We start from the raw sequence: 16382 nt of genomic DNA, 5'->3' as shown, positions 1-16382 counted from the left end.
CCAGCCCATTCCGCCCATTCCGTCCGTAGCGTCCACCAAAAAAGCCTACAAAGCCCCAGCCCCCGGAGCACACCATGATCTACCGCAATCTCAAATCCTGCCTCGACGATCTGGAGCGGACCAAACAGCTGGTACGCATCGATGAGCCCATCGACCCCTATATCGAGGCCGGAGCCATCCAGCGCAGGGTCTTTCAGGCCGGTGGACCGGCACTGCTCTTCACCAACGTCAGGGGCACCAAATTTCCCATGGCCGCCAATATTTTCGGCACATTGGCGCGGACAAAATTCATTTTCCGCGCCACCCTGCGCCGCGTGGAGGCCATGCTTTCGGCCAAGGCCGATCCGGCCCTTGTCCTGAAAAAGCCCGCGCTCTGGCCAGGGCTGGCCCTTGGCGCCTGGCACACCCTGCCCAAGACCGTCAGCGACGGCCCGATCATGGCCCACACCACCAGCATTTCGCAGCTCCCGCAGCTCGTGTCCTGGCCCATGGACGGCGGGGCCTACGTGACCCTGCCGCTGGTCTATTCCGAGAGTCCTTCAAAGCCCGGATACATGGGCTCGAATCTTGGCATGTACCGCATTCAGCTCTCGGGCAACGAGTTTGAAAAGGACCGGGAAGTGGGCCTGCACTACCAGATTCATCGTGGCATAGGGTATCATCACGCCGAAGCCATCGCGCGCAAGACCCGCCTGCCCGTGAACATTTTCGTCGGAGGACCTCCGGCCATGACGCTGGCCGCCATCATGCCCCTACCCGAGGGCATCGCCGAGATGCTCTTTGCCGGTGCGCTGGGCGGGCATCGCGTGCCCATGGTCAAGCGGCCCGGGGAGCTGCCGATCCCGGCCGAGGCGGATTTCTGCATCCGTGGATACATCGACCCCGGCGTGCAGAAGCCCGAAGGCCCCTTCGGGGACCATCTCGGCTACTACAGCCTGGCGCACGATTTTCCGGTCATGCAGGTTTCCGAGGTGCTGCACCGCGAAGGCGCCGTCTGGCCTTTCACCACGGTGGGCCGCCCGCCCCAGGAGGACACCATGTTTGGGGCGTTTATCCATGAACTGACCGCCGAGCTGGTGCCGCAGGTTTTCGGAGGCGTGCACGAGGTTCACGCTGTGGACGCGGCCGGAGTGCATCCGCTCCTCTTGGCCGTGGGCAGCGAGCGCTACGTGCCCTATGCGGGCGATCGCCAGCCTCAGGAGCTCATCACCAACGGGCTGTCACTGCTGGGCACGACCCAGACCTCCCTCTCCAAGTACGTCATCCTCGCCGCCCGCGAGGACGATCCGGACCTGTCCTGCCACGATGTGCCCCGGTTCCTCGGGCATGTGCTGGAACGCCTCGATCTGTCGCGGGATCTGCATTTCATCACCCGCACGACCATGGACACGCTCGATTATTCCGGCATCAGCCTCAATCAGGGCTCCAAGGTGCTCTGGACGGCCGCCGGAAGTCCCAAACGCGAACTGGGCACGGCCTTGCCCGCCCTGATCCTGCCGGACGGGTTTTCCAATCCGCGTTTTTTTGCTCCGGGCATGCTGGTCCTTTCCGGTCCGGCCCACGCCCAGCCGCGCGACACCCACGACCCGGCCATGGAAAATCTGTGTCAGGTTCTGGCAAAAGCCGACCTGCGCGGTTTTCCGCTCATCGTTGTCGCCGATGACGCCGAGTTCACGGCGGATTCCTGGGACAATTTCCTGTGGGTGACCTTTACCCGCTCGGACCCGGCCACGGACACCTACGGGCTGAACGGATTCACGCACTGCAAGCATTGGGGATGCACGAGCATGGTCGTCGACGCCCGGCTCAAGACCTATCACGCCCCGGCGCTGGTCAGTGTGGCGGAAATCGAAAAAAGAGTGGACGAACTTGCCCTGCCCGGCAGACCCCTGTATGGAATCATCTAATCACCCAATCAACACCAGCGGGGACATGCACATGCGTACAAAGATAGTGGCCACTCTGGGCCCGGCTTCCATGGATCAGAACGTCATGAAGGAAATGGTCCTGCTTGGCGTGCGGGTCTTCCGTCTCAATTTTTCCCATGCCGACGCGGAGTATTTCGGGCCGGTCATTCAGAAGATCAGGCAGGTCGAGAAGGAGACCGGCATCCCGCTTACGGTCATGGGAGACCTGTGCGGTCCCAAGATCCGCATCGGCGAGGTCAAGGGCTCGCCCCTGCAGATCCGCAAAGGGGCCTATGTATGCCTTGGCGGGCCATCCATGGCGGCGACGACCGAAAGCGACATCTTCATAAGCCTCGATGTGCCGGAGCTTCTGGAAGGCCTGGAGGCGGACATGCCCGTGTCCCTTTCCGACGGCATGCTGCAGTTCAAGGTCGTGAAGGTCATCGAGCGCGACCGACTGGTCCTGATGGAGGCCCTGAACGGCGGCATCCTGACCTCCAACAAGGGCATCGCCTTTCCCGGCAAGACGCTCAAGGTGGCGGCCATGACCGACAAGGACCGCCGCGATCTGCACCAGGGACTCGATATCGGCATCGACGCCGTGGCCCTGTCCTTCGTGCAGAGCAAGGAGGACATCGAGGACATCAAGGCCGAGATCGCGCGGCACGGGACCTGGATTCCCGTGGTGGCCAAGGTCGAGCGCAAGAACGCCGTGGACAAGCTCGACTCCATCCTGGAAGTGGCCGACGCCATCATGGTCGCGCGCGGCGACCTGGGCCTCGAATGCAGCCCGGCCGAGCTGCCCATCATCCAGAAAAAGATCCTGCGCTCCTGCCGGCATGCCCAGAAGCCGGCCATCGTCGCGACCCAGATGCTCTTGTCCATGGTCAAGAATCCCATCCCCACGCGCGCTGAATCGACGGACGTCTCCAACGCCATGATCGACGGCGCGGACTGCGTCATGCTCTCCGAAGAGACGGCCATCGGCAGCTATCCCGTGGATGCCGTGCGCTTCATCAACGAGATCGCGCAGTATTCCGAGCCATATTACCTGGAGCGCCTGGGCGGCCCCTACATGCCCAAGGCCGAAAAGAATCCGCCCAAGTTCCTGGCCTACTCCGCCTGCCTCATGGCCGACAACGCCGACAGCGTGGCCCTGGTCTGCCATTCGACCACGGGCGCCACGGCCCGGTACATCAGCTCCCGCCGACCGGCACAGCCCATCTACGCCATGACCACGGACGCGCGCATCATGCGCTGGATGAACTTCTTCTGGGCCATCACCCCGGTGGAGAGCCCGCTCGAGCCCCGCAGTCACCAGAAGAGGGCGGAAAAGTTTGTGCAGGAGTACGTGGGCTTTCGCCCCGGCGAAAACGTAATCATCGCCAGCGGCCAGGCCACCCCGGGCATGGGTACGGTCATGACCAACGAGATCAAGGTGTATTACAAATAGGGGAGAAGAAGCCTCCGGCGGGCAGGGGACTTGTCCCCTGCACCCCTTGCAGGGGGGGGTGGGGCATTGTGTGGATGCAATAAAAAAACGGGCGACCCAAATTGGGCCGCCCGTTTTTTTATTGAAGTAAGTTGAATGGGGTGCAGGGGACGAGTCCCCTGCCCGCCGGAGGCATGCCTTTAAAAATCCAGCGTTTTTTTCCAGGCTGTGGCCAGGTCTTCTACCGAAGCGTTGGCCAGGATTGCGCTTCCAGCGCGCAGGGTCAGCTTTTCGTCGGATGTGGTCCGGCCGATGGCGGCCATGAAGTCATCGGCGAAGAGGGCTTCGAAGGCGCCGCGCCTGCCTTCCGGCACCGTGACCACGAAGCGGCTGGCCGACTCGCTGTAGAGGCGCTGTTCGGGCAGCGGGCAATCAAGGGCCGGGATCTTGTCCACGTCGATGTCAGCACCGATCCGTCCGGCCAGAGCCATTTCGGCCACGGCCACGGCCAGTCCGCCGTCGGAGACGTCGTGGGCCGCGCTGACAAGGCCGGTGGTGATGGCTTCGTGCATGCGCTCGTAGCGGATGCGCGCGGAAACCGCGTCGACCTGCGGCACCGATCCGCACACACCCAGGGCGTCGGCATATTCCGAGCCACCCAGTTCGTTTTTGGTCAGGCCGAGCACGTAGACGTTTTCGTCCGGACGCTTGAAGTCGGAGGTCATGGTCCTGTTGCAGTCGTTAATCACGCCCATGACCGAGAAGAGGACCGTGGGCGGGATGGAGATCTTGGTGCCGCCGCCGGTATAGTCGTTCTTCATGGAGTCCTTGCCGGAAATGCAGGGCACTCCGTAGGCGAGGCAGAAATGGGCCAGGGCCTGATTGGCGCGGACCAGCTGGGCCAGTTTGTATTCTCCGTCCGGGGTCTTTTCGGACTGGACCGGGTCGCACCAGCAGAAGTTGTCCACGCCGGCCATGTGGCGGATGTCGCCGCCGGTGGCCACGGCGTTGCGCACGGCTTCATCAATGGCGCCCGCCATCATCCAGTACGTATCGAGATCGCTCAGTTTCGGGCAGATGCCGTTGGCCACGACCAGGGCCTTGTCGCTGCCGAGCTGGGGACGGATCACGGCGGCGTCGGCCGGACCGTCGTTCCGGGCTCCGATGAGGGGCTTGATCACGCTTCCACCCTGTACCTCGTGGTCGTACTGGCGGATGACATACTCGCGGGAGCAGATGTTCAGGCGGCCGAGCATGGTCTGCAGGAAGTCCTGATGGTCCGTGACCTTGGGATGCGGCGTTTCGCAGCCACAGCAGACCTGCGGTTGCCGCCAGGCGGCGCGGAGCTTCATCTGCGGGCAGCCGTCATGCAGGAACTGCATGTCGAGGTCGGTCACGATCCTGTCATTGTAGCGTACATGCAGGTAGCCCGAGTCCGTGAAGCAGCCCAGATCCGAGGCCTCGACGTTCATTTCTTCCGCCAGCTCCATGAAGGCCTGCAGTTTGGACGGGGGCACTGCCAGGGTCATGCGCTCCTGGGCTTCGGAGACCAGGATTTCCCAGGGGCGCAGGCCGTCGTACTTGAGCGGGGCCTTGGCCAGGTCCATGTCGCAGCCGCCGCAGTCCTGGGCCATTTCGCCGACCGAGGAGCTCAGTCCTCCAGCGCCGTTGTCGGTGATGGCGTTGTAGAGGCCCAGATCGCGGGCGCGCATCAAAAAGTCGTACATGCGGCGCTGGGTGATGGGGTCGCCGATCTGGACGGCCGTGGCCGGAGAGCCCTCGTGCAGCTCTTCGGACGAGAAGGTCGCGCCGTGGATGCCGTCCTTGCCGATGCGGCCGCCGGTCATGATGATGCGATCGCCGGGCAGGGCCTTCTTTTCGTAGCTGGGATGTCCGGCCACGGTGGCGGGCATGGTGCCGATGGTGCCGCAGAAGACCAGCGGTTTGCCCAGGAAGCGTTCGTGAAAGACGATGGCTCCGTTGACCGTGGGGATGCCGGACTTGTTGCCGCCGTGTTCGACGCCTTCGCGCACGCCCTCGAAAACGCGGCGCGGGTGCAGCAGGCGGGGCGGCAGTTCGTCGTCGTGAAAGGGCGAGGCGAAGCAGAACACGTTGGTGTTGCAGAGCAGGTTCGCGCCCATGCCGGTACCCATGGGGTCACGGTTCACGCCGACGATGCCGGTAAGGGCTCCGCCGTATGGGTCCAGGGCAGAGGGGCTGTTGTGGGTTTCGACCTTGATGCAGACGTTTATGTCTTCGCTGAAGCGGATCACGCCGGCATTGTCCTTGAACACGGACAGGCAGAAGTCGTCCTTGCCCATGCGCTGGCGCAACTGCTTGGTGCTGCCCTGGATGTAGGTCTTGTAGAGGCTGTTGATTTCAGCCTTGGTGCCGTTTTCAAGATTCTCGTAGCTGATGCGGGAACTGAAGATCTTGTGCTTGCAGTGCTCGGACCAGGTCTGCGCCAGGCATTCGAGTTCCGCGTCCGTGGGTGCGGCGGGGAGATTTTTGGCCTTGCGGTGGGCGACGACCTCGGGGCTCGCATAGTAGTCGCGGATGCAGCGCATTTCTTCAAGATTCAGGGCCAGGATGTTTTCGCGGCTGAGCTTCATGAGCGCGGCGTCATCCATGCTGCTCAAATCCACGATATCGACGGTGCTCGAGGCTTCGCCCGTGACCGCCACAGTGCGCGCCGGAAAGCCGGGGCTTGCGGCCCAGGCATCCCTGTCCGCGATCTGGAAGCGCTGGATCAGTTCATTGGCCAGAAGGTCCTTGGCGATGTGTTCCACCTGGGCCGGGCTCAGGTCGCCGCTGATCAGATATTGGGTGGATGTGTAGACCGCTATGTCCGCGCTGCGTTCCCCGAGCACTGTGCGCAGGGTTTCGCGAGCGGTGCGGCCCTCGTTGTCGGTCACGCCGGGGCGGAAGCCGACCTCGATGATCCAGTCGAAATCCGTGGCCGCCGGAGCGGTCTGGGCCGTATGCAGGACCGGGTCATGCAGGGCTCCGGCCTCGATGGCCTGATCCACCTGGGCCTGGCTCAGTCCGTCGACGGTGTAGATCCGGATTATCCGGACCTGATCCACGGTCAGGCCGAGCTCGTTTTTGATCTTGTGGGCGGTCTTGTTGCCCTGGGTATCGGTAACTGCCTTGCGCAGAGCCACTTCGACTCGGATCGGCATGTTGTTCTCCTAAGGTGGCGCTTATGGTTCAGAGGTACTGGTTGGCTGCAGGTGCACGATGGTGTTTCCGCCCTGAGCCTTGGCTTGATAATTGGCTTTGTCGCAGCGTTCAAGCAGGGATTGCGAGGTATCCTCGGGTTCGAGCATGCTCATGCCAATGCTCAAGGTGACCTGATTTTGATGCAATATGCTGAATTCTTTCTGAATTCTTTCTGCGATCGTCAGCAGGTTTTCGACGGTGGAGTTGCTGGAGATGACAACGAATTCGTCTCCTCCGAAGCGACAGGGAAAATCCAGCCCCTTGCGCAGGATGCGGCGCAGGAGCTGCCCCAGCTCTTTCAAGGCCTTGTCGCCTCCGTGGTGACCATGGGTGTCGTTGAAGAGCTTGAATTTGTCGATGTCGAAAAAGATCAGTCCGAGCGAGGTTCCGGTGCGCTTGGCGCGGGACATTTCCCTGTCGAGAAGCGGCTGGAGGTGATGCCGGTTGAAAACCTGGGTCAGGGAATCGAAAAGGGCCTGTTCCCGGATCTTGCGCTCCAGCCTGCGAATGGCCGAAATGTTGCGGCCGACGATCAGCCCATGGTCGGTTCCGAACGAAAAGCGTGAAAAGACGAGTTCAAGCTGCAAGTGTTCGTCGTCAAGGACGATCTGTACTTCCACCGCCGCCTGGCTCTGCTCCAGAAATTCCATGTCCCAGGATTCTTCCTGCGCGTTCATGGGGCGGGTCAGGTGGAAGAGGTTGCGGCCGGTCAGGAACGAGCCGTGGCGACCGGAGGCAAAGGTGATGGTCCCGATTTTGTCCGTGGTCAGGACCAGGTCCTGCATGGACCCGAGCAGGGTGTTCAGGAAGTCCCGCTGGTGCAGGGCCTCGAATTCGAGCACCCGGATTTCCGCCAGATTCTGGACCATGGCCAGAATGTTCGTTTGCGAGCCGTGGCTGATTTTGTAACCGGCCAGGGAGAAGGACGAGGTCGCGGGCTCCTTGCCGGGACCAAGCGGGCAATGGATGGAGCAATGGCCTCCCTGGGATGAATCGCGCAGGAAATTGCGCCAGCCCTGCATGGCCTGCCGGGCCTGCTCCGCGTCCTTGCCCTGCGCCAGTCGGTCTTCGAGCTGCTCCGCGCCGCCGAGAAATTCGGTAAAGGTGGGATTGGCCCGCAAGATGCGGCCCTGTGCGTTGAGCAGCGCAACTCCGGTGGGAAGAATGTCAAGCAGCTCGGCCTTGATCTCAAGCTGGCCGACGGTGCGCGCCTGACGCCGGATGCCCCGGGCCAGGAGGCGCGTGTAGAGCGTGGCTTCGGCCCTGGTCCGGCTTGATTCGTTGGCGTCGTTCAGGTGCAGCTCTCCGACCGTTTGCCCCTCGGCTTCCAGTGGGTAGGCGTCTTCGGAAAATATCCTGAGTTTTTCAAGGGATGGGGCGATGTCGGGCCCGTGCACTCCGGCATCGTTCAGGACAAATCGTTCCCAGTACGTGTTGGCGGGCGCGTGCAGGATGATCTCGGCTTTGCGACAGTCCCAGTTCCAGCGCAGATGCCTGCCGATGCAGGCCGCGATGGCCGCATTGCCGCCGGTCAGGCCCTCGACTTCCTTGGCCTGGTGGTGAAAATCCTGGATGGATTGAAGGGAGTGGGCGTAAAGCCTGTCTTCCGGATCAAGATCCTTGACGTTCATGGCCTCGGACAGTTCCGAAAAAAGAGTCGCGCATTGCCGACGCAGCCCGTCCATGCCTTCGGGAGGCAGGGCGCCTGCCTTGGCCAGAAGAAAGCTGAGCTGGTTCAAGCTGTCCGGGGCCGGGTCGGTGCGAAATTCCGCTTCCGCCCATCTGGTTCCGAGAATGACCGCCTGGGTCAGGGGCGGGTAGTCGAAGACATGTTCCAGGTCGTGGTGCGCGGTGATGGCCGCGATCATGGGTTCGGGGAAATTCCACTGCGTGAGCAGTTCTGCGGTCAGGGTGGAGTGATCCTCCGGAAGATGGTCCTGCCAGGACATGAAGGTCGGGCCGGTGTTGACGAAGTCCGGCCGCTTGAGATGCGGCAGGAGATGTTCGGGAAAATTGGCGGCGTAGAGAAGCAGGGATAGGTCCTTGACCAGGGCGCAGATGTAGGCGGTTTCCGCTTCTTCCGGGGCCAGACGCTGGGCGATGAGCTGCGCTCCGAGTGCCGCCCAGATGATGATGCGCCAGTTGGCGAAGGTGTCGAAACCGTTTTTTTCCAGAATCGAGTTCAGGTTTTTCTGCAGGGACAGGGACAGGGCGATGCGCAGGATCTCGTTGTCGCCAAGGATGATCGCCGCCCGCTGCACGTCGGAAATCTTGCTGGTCTGTCCATAATAGGGCGAGTTGACGAGGGAAAGGATGGCCGTGGCCAAGGCCGGATCAAGCCGCAGTATGGAGGCGATGACACCGAAGTTCGGCTCGGATTTGACCGCCTCCTGGAGGAGCTGGGCCGTGGCCGGCGAAAAGGTCGCTTTCAGGCTTGCACGCAACGAGGTCGCGAGGTTGCGAGGGGGAAGGCGATCCTGGTTTGGCATGCTTATTTATCTCTTGTCAGGACGAATTCGATCATGGCTCCGAGCAGTTTTTTTTCCAGGCATTCGGGTAGCACGGCGAGAGCCTGGCTGGCTAGTGTCAAATAGGATTTGGCTTCATCCCGGGTCTTTTCGGCAAAACCCTGTCCCACGACATCGGCGACGATCTGGTCCTGCCTGACCGGGTGCAGGTTCACGTCCGTGAGCTCCCGGGTGGTAATCGCGCGTTGGTCCGCTGGCAGCGATTCAAGATACAAAAGCAGGGGCAGTGTGAACTTGCCTTCGCGCAGATCTCCGCCCAGCGGCTTGCCCGAGGTGTCGGCCCGCGACGTGTAGTCCAGGGCGTCGTCCACCAGCTGGAACGCGATGCCAAGGTTCAGGCCGAAGGTCTTGGCGCCCGTGCGCGCGCGCTCGGACCCTCCCGCCGCGATGACGCCGAACTCGCAGGCCGACTGGATCAGGTAGGCCGTCTTGCCGGTGATGATCTCAATGTATTCGGCCCGGGTGATGTGCGCCTTGCGGATGGCGGCGATCTCCATGATTTCGCCCGTGGCCGTCTGCATTATGGCCTTGGAGATGCAGGAGGTCAGGGCCGGATTGTCCGTGCGGGCCACGATTTCGTTGGCCAGCGCCAGGAGCACGTCTCCGGCCAGCACCGTGGGTGTGATGCCGTAGATGGTGTGGGCGGCCGGTTTGCCTCTGCGCAGGTCCGCGTTGTCCAGGATGTCGTCGTGCATGAGGGTGGCCGAATGCAGAAACTCCAGGGAACTGGCCAGGGTCTGCAGATTGTCTCCCCGGAAATCCAGGGCGCGGGCAAAGAGAAGCGTGAGCATGGGGCGCAGGCGTTTTCCTCCGGCGTCCATGACATGCGCGGCCACGGGTCTGACCAGTTTGGGCAGGGCGTCGATCTCCCGCGCGATGGCGGCATTGATGGCCGGCAGCTCTTTGAGGAAGGTTGCTTTGAGTTGGGCGAAGGCTTCGTTCATGAAAGATCCCGCAATGTTTGCAGCGTGTTGAGAGCGGCCTGGCCGTCTGGGCCCATGTCCAGGCTGTATTCGTTGACGTAGGCGGCAATATGTTGTTCCAGCGTGATCGCGTCAAGCTCTCTGGCCAGGGAGGAGATAAATGGCATGACGGAGTCCTGCCGGGCCCTGGCATGAAGGATGCTCGCGCGGATGCTGTCCGCTATGCGTGCGTGGAGGTCCGTGCCGAGTTCGTTCCGGGCCACGATGCAGCCCAGGGGAAAGGGCAGGGCGTTTGTGTGCTCACGCCACCATTGTCCAAGGTCGAGGCGCAGGGCAAGATCGTAGCGGTCATGGACCAGCGCGGTTTCGTGGATGAGCAGCCCCGCATCCACGTCTCCGGCGCGCACGGCATCGACGATGGCGTGGAAGATCATGGGCACCGGGACAAAATTTCCGCCAAGGGCGGCGCGCAGCACGCAGGCCGCCGTGGTGTCGAGGCCGGGCACGGCGATCCTGTGCGGAGTGCCCGAAAAATCCTTGCGGGTCACGAGCTTGGGTCCATGTTCGAGGCCGAAAGCCCCGCCGCAGGGCAGGATTGTGTACGTGTCGCCCAAATTCAGGGCCGTGGCCGCGCTGACTTTGATCACGTCCCAGGCGCCGGCGAAGGCTCCCTGGTTGAGCTCCTGCACGTCATGCCAGAAAAACCGGCAGTCGCGTCCGGCCGGGGATGCGGTTAGGCCGAGCACCCAGGCTCCAAAGATGAAGCTGTCGTTGGGGCAGGGCGAAATGGCAACGCTAAGGGGGGTCATGCCGAGTCTCCGGTGAGAACGGGGAGAATGTTTTGCAGGGCGTTCAACGCCAGCTTGAAATTCCAAAGACGCTTGTCGCGGGCGCCGACAGGGTTGGACACGGTGCGGATCTCCAGAAACGCGATGCCCAGCCGCCGTGCCGCCAGCGCGAGGCTGAATCCCTCCATGTTTTCCGTGAGTCCGCCATGAAGGTCGCGAAGCGATTGCGCGCGCTGCGGGTCCCCGCTCACTCCGGCCACGGTCAGGCTCGGGCCGATGGCCCACGCGGGATGCAGGGTCATGCCCATGGCGGCCGCTTGCGCGATCGGATCAAGGTCGAGCCGGTTGGGGGGATCAAGGGGCAGGTCGGCGAACATCCGATGCCCGAAGACTTCCTCCTCTGCCGGTGAGGAATGACGCACTCCGTACTCCGGCCAGATTTCGGCGTCGGCGACGCAGGTCGAACCCAGGGGGGCGCGGGCCATGTCGAAGCTGCCGCAAATGCCCAGATTCAGAACTCCGGTCACCTCGGGATGGCGTTCGAGCAGGGCTCCCACGCTGAAGGCTGCGGCCACCGGCCCGATGCCTACCGGGCAGGGCAGAAAGTCGCGTCCTCGGATGCGTACGGGTTTAAGCGTATCCGTCGGAGAAGCTGCCGGCAGGTTTGCCGCGTTCTGGCATTCCAGCTGTGTTGCGCAGGCCAGGAGAATCATGCGGGGTCCATGGTTTACAGACGCCAGTATTTGAATTCGCGCGACAGGGCGTCCCTGTCCAGAAAGCCCTTGACGTCGATGACGATTCCGCCGGCGGGATTCTTGAACATGGCCGCGATGCGGCCCGCGTCAAGCTGCGCGAACTCGGCGTGCGAGACCGCCAGAATGAGAGCGTCAAGCTGCCGCAGTTCCGGCAGGGGCAAAAGATCCACCCCGTATTCCTCTTTGGCTTCCCGCGCATCGGCCAGCGGGTCGTGCACCAAGACATCGACGTGATAGTCGGAAAGTTCGTGGATGATGTCCTCTACCCGGCTGTTGCGCAGATCCGGCACATTTTCCTTGAAGGTCAGGCCCAGAAGGCCGACGCGGGCGCCCTTGATCAGGCATCCGGCATCGATCATGGCCTTTATGGTCTTCTCGGCGATGAACTTGCCCATGCCGTCGTTGATGCGCCTGCCGGCAAGGATGACCTGCGGATGGAACCCGATGGATTCGGCCTTGAAGGTCAGGTAGTAGGGGTCCACCCCGATGCAGTGTCCGCCGACCAGGCCCGGCCGGAAGGGCAGAAAGTTCCATTTGGTGCCCGCGGCCTCGAGCACTTCGTTGGTGTCGATGCTCATGCGGTCGAAAATCAGGGCCAGTTCGTTCATCAGGGCGATGTTCAGATCCCGCTGGGTGTTTTCGATGACCTTGGCGGCTTCCGCGACCTTGATGCTCGAAGCGCGGTGCACCCCGGCCTTGACGATGGACGCGTAGAAGCGGGCCAGCAAGTCCGCCGTGGGCTGATCCTGGCCTGCGACCACCTTGACGATGCTCTCCAGGGTGTGGACCTTGTCGCCGGGATTGATGCGTTCCGGGGAATAGCCCACGGTGAAATCCCTGCCGCAGGTCAGGCCGGATTTCTCTTCCAGCAAAGGCACGCAGATTTCTTCCGTCAGCCCGGGATAGACCGTCGATTCATAGACGATGATGCAGCCCTTGCGCATGTGCGCGCCCACGGTGGCGGTGGCTCCGACCACGGGCCGCAGGTCCGGCTTGCGGTTGCCGTCGATGGGCGTTGGCACGGCCACCACGATGATTCCGGCCATGGCCAGCCTTGCGGGATCGTCGGTGTATTCGACCCGGGCGCGGGCCAGCTTCTCAGGCTCCACTTCCCGCGTGGAGTCCCTGCCGCTTTGCAGCTCTTCGATGCGGGGGCGGGAAATATCGAAGCCAATGACCTTGAAGTGGTCGCCAAGGGCCACGGCCAGGGGCAGGCCGACATAGCCCAGTCCCACCACGGCAACTTCCGAGGCGCCGGATGCGATATCTTCAAAAGTGATCATGGGAGTTCCTCGTTACAGCATGTCCCAAAGGGTTGAGGGGTGACGGCAATGAGCGGCCGGGAGGGCATCAGGACGGTTTTTGGGCCACGTGGATATAGACGATTCCCGAACTCAGGGCCTGATAGCCGACCTGGTCGAAACCGGCGTCCCGGAGCTCTTTGGCCAGGGCCGAAGCGTTGGGAAAGGCCAGGATCGTGTCAGCCAGGTATTGGTAGGCTTCGGGATTCTTGGAGAAAAAGCGCCCGATGCGGGGCAGGACCTTGCCGAGATAGAAATTGTAGGCTCCCTGCCAGATCCTGGCCTGTCCCGTGCCGAATTCAAGAATGCACAGCCGTCCTCCGGGTGCCAGGACGCGCAGAATCTCGCTGTAGGCTTCGCTTCTGGGCAGGATGTTGCGGATGCCGAAGGCGATGGTCACCGTGTCGACACATCCGTCAGGCAAGGGCAGGGCGCGTCCGTCGGCCTGGACCGGAAAAATGGCTGGCTGGCTCACGACTTTTTTCTTGCCGCTGCAGAGCATGGCGCGGGAAAAGTCCATGCTCAGGATCTTTAGCGTGGGATGGCGGCGCATAATTTCCCTGCTCACGTCCAGGGTTCCGGCCGCAAGGTCGAGCACCGCGCCCGTGGCTCCGGTCCGCAGGGTGCGCACCAGACGATAGCGCCAGTAGATGTCTTGGCCCAAGCTTAAGAAATGATTGAGAAAGTCGTACCAGGTCGCGATGTTGTCGAAAAGGCTGGAGACCCGCTTTCCGTGCTCATTCGGGTTCAACGGCGCTGTCCTTCTCGATGTCCGAAATCTGACCGGTCTTGGTCACCGTGCGGTAGACGTCGTCGTAGATGGGTTCGAAGTATTCGGAAAAATTGGAAGGGGAGATGCGTCCGACTTCAATGAACTTGACGACGATTTCCTTGGCGACCTGCAGGGCTTGTTTTTGGATCTGGTCCATGAGTGTCTCTCTCTGGGTTGAAATGCAACAAAAAAACCGCCCGGGGGGAATGGTATCGACCTGCTTTGGGGGAAAACCGGGCGGTAAAAAAAGAAAGAAAAACCCTGAAGCCATCCCTTCGTTTTTTTTCTAGCTAGCACAGCCCAAAGTGGGAGTCGAGAGCCTCCCGGAGCCTTGACCCCGGGGGGCGGCTCAGTCTTCCATTTCCTGGAGCAGGGCCTGAATTTCCTCGCGGATGATCTTGGCCGCGGCGGCGGGCATCTGCTGCTGAACATATTCCTGAAGTCCGCTTCTGATAGCGTCCAGATCCGGGGTTGCGGGGGCCTTGGCGGCCAGGGCGTCGAGCTCCGCGCGCAGGCGATTTGCTTCGTCGCCAAGGGCGGCCATGGCGGCATCCTTGTCCGACAGGGCTTTTTGCAGGGCGCTCAAGGTTTCTTCCTGCCCGCGCACCAGGGCTCTCAGGTTCTCAAGTTCGGCTTCCATTTTCTGCATGGCCGAGGCGGGCAGGGTCTTGGCCAGTTCGGCGTGGATGTCCGGAATGGATTCGACCTGGCTTTGCAGGGCGTTCACGGATTCCTGCAGTCCGTCCATGCTGGCCGAAGACGCCAGTTCCGCCACCCTGGCCTCGACATGTTCGAGGATTTCCTGGCGCAGGGCTTCGGCCAGGGGCAGCTCCCTGGGGGATTGCGGCAGGAGGGCCAGGATTTGTTCGGCTCCGGGTTCTTCCCGGTTCTCAATCTGTGAACGCAGGCCCTCAAGTTCGGCCTCGATTTTCTGCATGGCCGAGGCAGGCAGGGTTTTGGCAAGTTCCGCCGAAAAGTCAGGCAGAGATTCAACCCGCTGTTGCAGGGCGCTCACGGATTCCTGCAGCCCGTCAACGCTGGAAGATGCCGCCAGTTCCGCCACCCTGGTCTCGACATGTTCGAGGATTTCCCGGCGCAGGGCCTCGGTCAGGGGCAGGTCCTTGGGGGACTGCGGCAGGAGGGCCAGGAGTTCTTCAGGACTCGGTGCGGGGGCGACTTCGGGCCGGGACTCCAGGGCGTCGAGCCGGGCGCTGATGATTTCGAGTTCGGCGCTTGAGACCGTCGGTTCACCTTCAAGCCGCGTCTGCGCGGCTTCAGGAGCCGCCTGGGCCGGAGAGGCCGCTGGCGGGGCTTGCTCTTTTGCCGACTGAAGAGGCGCGGGTTCATCCGCTTCCGCCTGCTCGGGCTCGTCCACCACAGGGGTGCCGAGCTGGATTACGGGAGCCTCCACGGGTTCTTCGGCCTGTTTTGCCTCGGCGGCAGCCTTGACGGGCGCTTCGGGGGCGGGGGGCTCGGGCTTGTCAGTCGATTCCAGGAGCACGGTTTCCGGGATGTCCGTGAGCAGGTCGTCGGTCAAGTCCTGGATGCTGGCGGCTTTTTCATCGCTCCTCAAACCCGGGATTTCGAGCTCGAGATCGATGGAGTCGGAGGAATAAAAAGTATCGTCGCCTTTTTGCTTCGGTTCCGGCATGTCCCCGTCGAGAATGATGTCGAGCGCGGTATCATCGTTGTCATTGTCTCCGATGCCTAGAGAATCGAAAAGATCGTCCAGATCCGAGATGTCCATGCCGGGATCGGGCGTCTGCGTTTTGGCCGGGGCTGCGGGAGCCTGGGGCCGGGCCGGGGTGGGAGCCGGTTCGTCGAAGAGGATATCCAGATCGATTTCATCGCCGGTTGCCTCGGCAGGCGCGGACTGGGGTTCGGCGTCGCGAAGCAGGTCGTCAAGCTCCTTGTCCAGGCTTTTGGCGTCAACGGCCTTGTCCATGGCGAAGTCTTCGAACTTTTTATCCAGCGCGATTCCTTCTTCCACGATCTCCGTCAGTTCAATGATATCGTCCGTCGGGTTGGTGCTTGTGGTCATGGCGTGATCCTTTCTTGGCGTTGTGGACATCGGCTTTTCCTATCAAGAAGCCTGGGCAAGGGCAATGCACGGGGCGGGTTATCTGATTTCCGACCGAAAAAAAAGCCCCCGCCACAGGGTCTGTGGCGAGGGCAACCAAAGGCCGGCCTTTGCTTGTGCTGATGTGCGGTCTCTAGCGTGAACGCTAGTTGGTGTGACACTTGCCACAGGCGGTGGGGCCGGTGGGCTTCTTGTCTTTTTTCAGAGCCTTGTGACAATCGATGCACTGGGTGTGGAAAGCGTTTTCCACCAGCTTGATGTCTTTGGCATTGGCCTTGTCGCGGAACTCCAGGGAGTCGTGGCAGCCGGAAGTGGTGCACTTCTTGACTGCGCCGCCGTCGGCTTCCAGGGTGTGGTGACACTGGACACATTCTACAGTGGCGTGTTTGGAATGGGGGAAGGGCACTGTTTTCTGCAGGGCCCCGGGTTTGTCACCCTTGGGTTTTGCCTTCATTCCCTCAGGGGCGCTGATGACGTAGTCGTCTCCGGGAGCGTCGGCAGCGCTGACGCTCATGACGGCGCCCAAGCACAGGAAAGCCGCGCAGATCAGGCTGATCAACAATTTCTTTTTCATCCTCTTTCTACCTCCAGAAAGAAAAGTTACAAAAAGCACAAGCAGGGACGTATATATCGACGGTCTTGGTCTTCAGTCAAGGACGCCCGGAAAAAGGGTT

Annotated in this window: 13 protein-coding genes; 3 read left to right on the top strand and 10 right to left on the bottom strand. The window is 62.0% G+C overall.

Annotation, left to right across the window (positions count from 1 at the left end):
• Window positions 1-74 precede the first annotated feature (74 nt).
• Together BMZ24_RS04305 and pyk are read left to right on the top strand one after the other, a co-directional pair.
• A complete protein-coding gene (locus BMZ24_RS04305) occupies window positions 75-1907 on the top strand; it encodes a UbiD family decarboxylase (RefSeq protein ID WP_092189664.1) in 1833 nt (610 codons plus the stop codon).
• 31 nt (window positions 1908-1938) lie between these two features.
• Complete coding sequence (gene pyk / locus BMZ24_RS04300; RefSeq protein WP_092190212.1) at window positions 1939-3360, top strand: pyruvate kinase; 1422 nt, start codon at window positions 1939-1941, stop codon at window positions 3358-3360.
• Between the two features lie 179 nt (window positions 3361-3539).
• Here the strand turns inward: pyk and BMZ24_RS04295 are convergent, their stop codons facing one another.
• The 8 genes from BMZ24_RS04295 to BMZ24_RS04260 all read right to left on the bottom strand — a co-directional run bounded on the left by BMZ24_RS04295 (window position 3540) and on the right by BMZ24_RS04260 (window position 13785).
• Window positions 3540-6521 (bottom strand): AIR synthase-related protein, encoded by a 2982-nt coding sequence (locus BMZ24_RS04295; RefSeq protein ID WP_092189662.1) that lies wholly within the window; start codon window positions 6519-6521, stop codon window positions 3540-3542.
• 21 nt (window positions 6522-6542) lie between these two features.
• A complete protein-coding gene (locus BMZ24_RS04290; RefSeq protein WP_092189660.1) occupies window positions 6543-9050 on the bottom strand; it encodes a sensor domain-containing diguanylate cyclase in 2508 nt (835 codons plus the stop codon).
• A gap of 2 nt (window positions 9051-9052) precedes the next feature.
• Complete coding sequence (locus BMZ24_RS04285) at window positions 9053-10033, bottom strand: polyprenyl synthetase family protein (RefSeq protein WP_092189658.1); 981 nt, start codon at window positions 10031-10033, stop codon at window positions 9053-9055.
• Window positions 10030-10821, bottom strand: coding sequence for a 1,4-dihydroxy-6-naphtoate synthase (locus BMZ24_RS04280; RefSeq protein ID WP_092189656.1), 792 nt, complete (start codon window positions 10819-10821; stop codon window positions 10030-10032). Before BMZ24_RS04280 ends, BMZ24_RS04285 begins: the two co-directional genes overlap by 4 nt.
• Window positions 10818-11513 (bottom strand): futalosine hydrolase, encoded by a 696-nt coding sequence (gene mqnB, locus BMZ24_RS04275; RefSeq protein WP_092189654.1) that lies wholly within the window; start codon window positions 11511-11513, stop codon window positions 10818-10820. The genes BMZ24_RS04280 and mqnB overlap by 4 nt, the downstream gene beginning before the upstream one ends.
• A 14-nt stretch (window positions 11514-11527) precedes the next feature.
• A complete protein-coding gene (locus BMZ24_RS04270) occupies window positions 11528-12838 on the bottom strand; it encodes a nucleotide sugar dehydrogenase (protein ID WP_092189652.1) in 1311 nt (436 codons plus the stop codon).
• A 67-nt stretch (window positions 12839-12905) separates the two neighbouring features.
• Complete coding sequence (locus BMZ24_RS04265) at window positions 12906-13607, bottom strand: ubiquinone/menaquinone biosynthesis methyltransferase (protein WP_092189650.1); 702 nt, start codon at window positions 13605-13607, stop codon at window positions 12906-12908.
• Entirely contained in the window at window positions 13594-13785 is a 192-nt protein-coding gene (locus BMZ24_RS04260) for a hypothetical protein (RefSeq protein WP_092189648.1), read from the bottom strand. The genes BMZ24_RS04265 and BMZ24_RS04260 overlap by 14 nt, the downstream gene beginning before the upstream one ends.
• Between BMZ24_RS04260 and BMZ24_RS20340 the strand changes: the two genes are divergently transcribed.
• Entirely contained in the window at window positions 13784-13918 is a 135-nt protein-coding gene (locus BMZ24_RS20340; RefSeq protein ID WP_279625508.1) for a hypothetical protein, read from the top strand. The two genes, BMZ24_RS04260 and BMZ24_RS20340, sit on opposite strands and share 2 nt — an antisense overlap.
• A gap of 59 nt (window positions 13919-13977) precedes the next feature.
• On the opposite strand, the gene BMZ24_RS04255 is transcribed toward BMZ24_RS20340, so the two are convergent.
• Window positions 13978-15699: a coiled-coil domain-containing protein gene (locus tag BMZ24_RS04255; protein WP_143077830.1), complete on the bottom strand. Its 1722-nt coding sequence runs from the start codon at window positions 15697-15699 to the stop codon at window positions 13978-13980.
• Between the two features lie 154 nt (window positions 15700-15853).
• Window positions 15854-16282, bottom strand: a complete 429-nt coding sequence (locus BMZ24_RS04250; protein WP_092189644.1) for a cytochrome c3 family protein — start codon at window positions 16280-16282, stop codon at window positions 15854-15856.
• Between the last annotated feature and the right edge of the window lie 100 nt (window positions 16283-16382).

This window comes from Desulfomicrobium norvegicum (assembly GCF_900114595.1).
GTDB lineage: Bacteria > Desulfobacterota > Desulfovibrionia > Desulfovibrionales > Desulfomicrobiaceae > Desulfomicrobium > Desulfomicrobium macestii.
The sequence above is the reverse complement of the archived record's forward strand: the minus strand, read 5'-3'. Positions and strand labels throughout refer to the sequence as shown.

Excerpts from the sequence above, each read along its gene's own strand:
- BMZ24_RS04260 (WP_092189648.1), bottom strand. The coding sequence starts at position 13,785 with ATGGACCAGATCCAAAAACAAGCCCTGCAGGTCGCCAAGGAAATCGTC.
- BMZ24_RS20340 (WP_279625508.1), top strand. The coding sequence starts at position 13,784 with ATGAGTGTCTCTCTCTGGGTTGAAATGCAACAAAAAAACCGCCCGGGG.
- BMZ24_RS04270 (WP_092189652.1), bottom strand. The coding sequence starts at position 12,838 with ATGATCACTTTTGAAGATATCGCATCCGGCGCCTCGGAAGTTGCCGTG.
- BMZ24_RS04290 (WP_092189660.1), bottom strand. The coding sequence starts at position 9,050 with ATGCCAAACCAGGATCGCCTTCCCCCTCGCAACCTCGCGACCTCGTTG.
- BMZ24_RS04255 (WP_143077830.1), bottom strand. The coding sequence starts at position 15,699 with ATGTCCACAACGCCAAGAAAGGATCACGCCATGACCACAAGCACCAAC.
- BMZ24_RS04280 (WP_092189656.1), bottom strand. The coding sequence starts at position 10,821 with ATGACCCCCCTTAGCGTTGCCATTTCGCCCTGCCCCAACGACAGCTTC.
- BMZ24_RS04285 (WP_092189658.1), bottom strand. The coding sequence starts at position 10,033 with ATGAACGAAGCCTTCGCCCAACTCAAAGCAACCTTCCTCAAAGAGCTG.
- mqnB (WP_092189654.1), bottom strand. The coding sequence starts at position 11,513 with ATGATTCTCCTGGCCTGCGCAACACAGCTGGAATGCCAGAACGCGGCA.
- BMZ24_RS04250 (WP_092189644.1), bottom strand. The coding sequence starts at position 16,282 with ATGAAAAAGAAATTGTTGATCAGCCTGATCTGCGCGGCTTTCCTGTGC.
- BMZ24_RS04305 (WP_092189664.1), top strand. The coding sequence starts at position 75 with ATGATCTACCGCAATCTCAAATCCTGCCTCGACGATCTGGAGCGGACC.
- BMZ24_RS04295 (WP_092189662.1), bottom strand. The coding sequence starts at position 6,521 with ATGCCGATCCGAGTCGAAGTGGCTCTGCGCAAGGCAGTTACCGATACC.
- pyk (WP_092190212.1), top strand. The coding sequence starts at position 1,939 with ATGCGTACAAAGATAGTGGCCACTCTGGGCCCGGCTTCCATGGATCAG.